At 70.9% G+C, this 5,351-nt stretch carries 3 protein-coding genes and 1 pseudogene; all 4 read left to right on the top strand.

Translation table 11 applies throughout. From position 1 onward, the window contains the following. Nucleotides 1-92, top strand: a pseudogene (locus ACFQ6N_RS39915) (roadblock/LC7 domain-containing protein); the annotation flags it as partial. Between the two features lie 161 nt (nucleotides 93-253). Further along, a complete protein-coding gene (locus ACFQ6N_RS39910) occupies nucleotides 254-895 on the top strand; it encodes a DUF742 domain-containing protein (protein ID WP_380659073.1) in 642 nt (213 codons plus the stop codon). Further along, a complete protein-coding gene (locus tag ACFQ6N_RS39905; RefSeq protein ID WP_148642813.1) occupies nucleotides 876-1,460 on the top strand; it encodes an ATP/GTP-binding protein in 585 nt (194 codons plus the stop codon). The genes ACFQ6N_RS39910 and ACFQ6N_RS39905 overlap by 20 nt, the downstream gene beginning before the upstream one ends. Nucleotides 1,461-1,889: 429 nt before the next feature. Then, complete coding sequence (locus ACFQ6N_RS39900; protein ID WP_380659072.1) at nucleotides 1,890-5,249, top strand: nitrate- and nitrite sensing domain-containing protein; 3,360 nt, start codon at nucleotides 1,890-1,892, stop codon at nucleotides 5,247-5,249. The last annotated feature ends 102 nt before the right edge of the window (nucleotides 5,250-5,351 follow it).

Here is a 5,351-nt window from a genome sequence, read left to right as displayed (position 1 = left end):
TCGGCTACGAGATGGCCCTGCTCGTCGACCGCGCCGGAGCCGTCCTCACCCCCGCACTCCGCGCTGAACTCCAGGGCAGTCTCCTGCACTGACGGTTCGTCGGATACCGTCCAGGTATTCGAAGCACCTCCGCGTCCTTCCCGGGCCCGCTTCGGCGGGCTCGGGTTCGGACGTTGTACGGCCTTCGCACCACCGGCTCCGGACCTGCGCCGAAGCTCGCACCGCACCGCCGCACCTTGTGAGGAGAGGAACCGTGACACCGCCCGACGACCGCAGCGGCCAATACGGTCTTCCGTACCCTGGCACAGGCCATGACGCCTTCGGAGCACCCGGCGCCGGCCACGGTCAGCAGTACGGTCGGCACCAGTACGGGCAGCCCCAGCACCCGTACCCCCGGCCCGAGGAGCAGTACGGCCAGTACGACCAGTACGCCCAGCAGCCCTCCTACGGCGCACCCGCGCCCGGCTACCCGGCCCCGGCGCCCGGACCGGCGCCCGGCACCGCGCCGGCCCAGGAGCCCGGGTACGTCGAGGAGTTCGAGGACGAGCCCGACTCGGGCCCGCTGATCCGCCCGTTCGCGATGACCGGCGGCCGCACCAGGCCGCGCTACGAACTCGCGCTGGAGGCCCTGGTCTCCGCGGACGTCGATCCGCAGCGCCTGGCCACCCTGCTCCCCGAGCACCAGCGGATCTGCACGCTGTGCACGGAGGTCAAATCCGTCGCCGAGGTGTCGGCGCTGCTCTCGCTTCCCCTGGGAGTGGCCCGCATCCTCGTGGCCGACCTGGCCGAGGCCGGCCTGGTCGCCATCCACCAGCCCGCTTCCGGCGGCGAATCCGGAAACCAGCCCGACGTCACGCTGCTCGAAAGGGTCCTCAGTGGACTTCGCAAGCTCTAACGCGGCCGCCCCCACCCGCGCCACCACCTCCGCGAAGATCGTCGTCGCGGGCGGCTTCGGTGTCGGCAAGACCACGCTCGTCGGCGCCGTCTCCGAGATCAACCCCCTGCGCACCGAAGCCGTCATGACCTCGGCCTCCGCCGGCATCGACGACATCAGCCACGTCTCCGGCAAGACGACCACCACCGTCGCCATGGACTTCGGCCGCATCACCCTCGACGAAGACCTCATCCTCTACCTCTTCGGCACCCCCGGACAGGACCGCTTCTGGTTCATGTGGGACGACCTCGTCCGCGGCGCCATCGGAGCAGTCGTCCTCGTCGACACCCGCCGCCTCGCCGACTGCTTCCCCGCACTCGACTACTTCGAGAACAGCGGACTCCCCTTCGTCGTCGCCCTCAACGGCTTCGACGGACACCAGCCCCACACCGCCGACGAAGTCCGCGAAGCCCTCCAACTCGGCCCCGACACCCCCGTCGTCACCCTCGACGCCCGCCGACGCGACAGCGCCAAGAGCGCCCTCATCACCCTCGTCGAACACGCCCTCCTCGCCCGACTCCGCTGAACACCACACCAGCGGAAGCGGACACTCCGGCAGAACCGGAACCATCCGGCCCCGTCGGCCCGTCACAGTTACGGGCCGACGGGGCCGCGATGCTTACCGGCCGGTGTCCTCCGGGGGCCCCGCGCAAGACCCTTGTATAAGCAGCGGATAACAGTTCGGTAGGCATTTTGTGATCAACAATGACGCAGAGTGGCGAATCAGCGCCACTCAGCGCCAGATGACCACGGTTTTGCTCCGTCATGTCGGTGATTGTCCGGATTGTGCCGACGCGGGTGCCCGACAGCGGCTGTTTGTCCCCCATCCCTGCACGTGCTGAAATTCCAGCTACCCCTGGATTCTCCCGCGCCGGCCCGTCCGGCGACGGGTCAGGGCCCGGGGGTAGCGCTGGATTGATCCATGGCCGGCAGTCGGCCGAGAGGTAGTTGTCGAGTGAGGCGTAAGCAGCAACCCGCCCCGCAGCGGCGCTCCGAGCCCCGCCAGAGCGAGCCGAACGGCACCCCCGGGGGCCCGGGCGGATTCTCCGCGTTCACTCCCACCGAGGAACGCAGCCAGGCCGCACCGGGCCCGAACCCGCCGAGCATCCCGGCCGCGCCCCGCAGCGGCGGCGCCCAGGACGGCGACGGCGGCTCCGGCCGGTACGACTTCCTGCGCCCGCGCAACTGGCGCGTGCCGACCCGTCTGATCGCGATCCTGCTGATCCCCGTGATCATCAGCCTCGTCTTCGGTGGTCTGCGCGTGAACACCTCGGTCGACGGCTTCATCAAGGCCTCCCGCGCCGAGAAGACCGCCGAGCTGGCCAAGGCGGCGACCGAGCTCGCCGAGGCGCTGGAGAACGAGCGCGACAAGACGCTCATACCCCTGGTCACCAAGCAGGACCCGAACAACGAGGTCACCAAGCGCCGCGCCGACACCGATGCCGCGCTGAAGGCCTACAACACCGCCTACCAGGCCTCCGACAAGTCCGGTGAGCTCCCCCGGCGTCACGACGCCTTCCAGGCGCTGATCACCGACCTGCCGCACCTGCGGGCCAACGCGTACGGCCCCGAGCTGTTCGTCAGCGCGACCGCGGACGCCTACTCGGTGATGTTCGCCCCGCTGCTGGCCTACGACAACTCGGTCGGCCTGGGCTCCTCCAACGCGACCAGCAAGGGCCGCGCGATCTACGCGATGTCGCTGGCCAAGGCCTCGGCCTCGACCCAGCGCGCGCTGATGCTGAACCTGCTGGTCGGCATCTCGCAGAACGCCACCACCCGGTACGAGAACGCCGACGTCATCCAGCAGATCCTGGTCGCCGGGAAGCTGGAGCAGGTCTCCCTCAACGAGTTCAACACCGGTAGCGCCCCCGAGGACGCCAAGAAGTACTCGGACGCGCAGGTCGCCCTGGCCACCGCGCAGGAGCGCTCCGCGTACAAGATGCCGAACGGCACGGCGCCCAGCATGCAGGGCCTGCTCGCGCTCGGCGCCTCCTACAGCCAGGCCGCCGCCGAGGGGCAGCTGAAGGGCAAGGCCGCCGCCGACGCCGCGTACGCCGAGGCGAAGAACGCCGGTCTGACCCCGGACAACTGGAACCAGGCCGCCAACACCCACATCCAGGCCCTGCGGAACACCGAGATCGCGCTGCTGGAAGACGTCCTCACCGACTCCCGCGACCTCAAGGACAACGCGCTCTACGACGCCATCCTCAACACGGTCATCGTCGTCGCCTCGCTGATCCTGGCCGGTCTGCTCACCGGTTACGTGGCCCGCTCGATGATCCTCGGCATGCGCACCCTGCGCAGCGCCGCCCTGGAGATCGCCGACCACCGCCTGCCGGACCTGGTCGAGAAGCTCTCCAAGACCGACCCCGACCGGGTCGACACCTCGGTGACCCCGATCCCGCTGCACGGCAAGGACGAGATCGGCGAGGTCGCCCGGGCGTTCGACCAGGTCCACCAGCAGGCCGTGGCGCTCGCCGCCGAGCAGGCCCTGCTGCGGGGCAACGTCAACGCGATCTTCACCAACCTGTCGCGCCGCAGCCAGAGCCTGATCCAGCGCCAGCTGGCACTGATCACCGACCTGGAGAACAACGAGGCCGACCCGGACCAGCTGGAGAACCTCTTCAAGCTGGACCACCTCGCGACCCGTATGCGCCGCAACGGTGAGAACCTGCTCGTCCTCGCGGGCGAGGAGGCCGGCCGCCGCTGGAACACCCCGGTCCCGCTGGTCGACGTGCTCCGCGCCGCCGCCTCCGAGGTGGAGCAGTACGAGCGCGTCGAGCTCTCCGGCATCCCGGAGGTCGAGGTCGTCGGCGCCGCCGTGACCGACCTCGTCCACCTGCTCGCCGAGCTGCTGGAGAACGCCACCTCGTTCTCCAGCCCGCAGACCCGGGTGCTGGTCAACGCGACCCGCCTGCCGGACGGCCGCGTGCTGGTCGAGATCCACGACAAGGGCATCGGCCTCACCGCCGAGGACTTCGCCGAGATCAACGAGAAGCTGGCCGAGCCGCCCACGGTCGACGCCACCATCTCCCGCCGCATGGGCCTCTTCGTGGTCGGCCGGCTCTCCCAGCGGCACGACGTCCGCGTCCAGCTCCGCCCGTCCGGCGAGTCGGCCGGCACCACCTCGCTGGTCATGCTCCCGCCGTTCATCACCCAGGGCGGGGCCGCGCCGGAGCCGGAGGAGCAGTTCACCGTCTCCCGGATCTTCGCCGACCAGGAGCCGACCGCCGAGTGGGGCGCCGACGCCCGGGCCCGCAGCGCCGCCGAACTCGGCTTCGACGACCACCTGACCGGTGCCGGCGCCGGCGCCCCCGGCTTCAGCCCGGCCCTGGAGTCCGTCCAGCGCTCGCAGCGCCTCGACCAGGTCCGCCGCGCGGCCCTGGAGAGCGCCCCGCACGCGCCGGTCGTGGACGCCGAGGTCGAGGAGGAGTACCAGCAGGGCTACGACCAGTACGCCCCGCAGGGCTACGACCAGCAGGGCTACGCCGACGACCAGTACGGCTACGACCAGCAGGGCTACCAGCAGGACCAGTACGCCCAGGACGGGTACCAGCAGTCCCCCCAGCAGGGGTACGACCAGCAGGGCTACGACCAGCAGGGCTACGCCGACGAGCAGTACGGCTACGACCAGCAGGGCTACCAGCAGGACCAGTACGCCCAGGACGGCTACGGCGACCAGTACGGCCGCCAGGCCCAGGACGCCCCGGCCGGCCACCCGTACACCCCGGAGCCGCCCGCGCTGCCCGCGGCCGAGCCCGCCGCCACCCTGCCGTCCGGGCTGCCGCAGCGCCGCCCCGGCGAGCAGCTGGCGAGCGGCGGCGGCCCCGGCACCGCGCCGCCCTCCACGGGCCGCTCCGGCGACACCCCGAACTGGTTCGCCGGTGCCAAGGACACCTCGACGCCCCTGGAGGCACGCGGCCACGACGTGTCCTCCCTCGGCGGATACGGCCCGACCGGCCCGACCGCCAGCACCGCCTGGCAGTCGCCCAACGACGGCGACTGGCAGCGGGCCGAGCAGCTGCGCGAACCCTCCTCCGCCGGGACCACCCAGGCCGGCCTGCCGCGGCGCGTGCCCAAGCAGAACCTGGTGCCCGGCAACGCCAAGCCCACCCCGCAGGACGGGCCGCAGGTCTCCCGCAGCCCCGAGGAGGTCCGTGGCCGCCTCACCAACCTGCGACGCGGCGTGGAGCAGGGCCGCAGCGCCGGGAACACCGGAAGCTTCCGGATCGACCCCGATCAGGCAGACCAGTCCGGCAACGGACAGAACCGCAGCACCGATCTCTTCGGCGGCTCGAACCACCAGGAGCGTTGAGTTGACTCAGATGAGCCAGGCCGCACAGAACCTGAACTGGCTGATCACCAATTTCGTGGACAACACCCCCGGGGTGTCCCACACCGTGGTGGTCTCCGCGGA

Source organism: Kitasatospora sp. NPDC056446 (assembly GCF_042796115.1).
Classification (GTDB): Bacteria; Actinomycetota; Actinomycetes; order Streptomycetales; family Streptomycetaceae; genus Kitasatospora.
The sequence above is the reverse complement of the archived record's forward strand: the minus strand, read 5'-3'. Positions and strand labels throughout refer to the sequence as shown.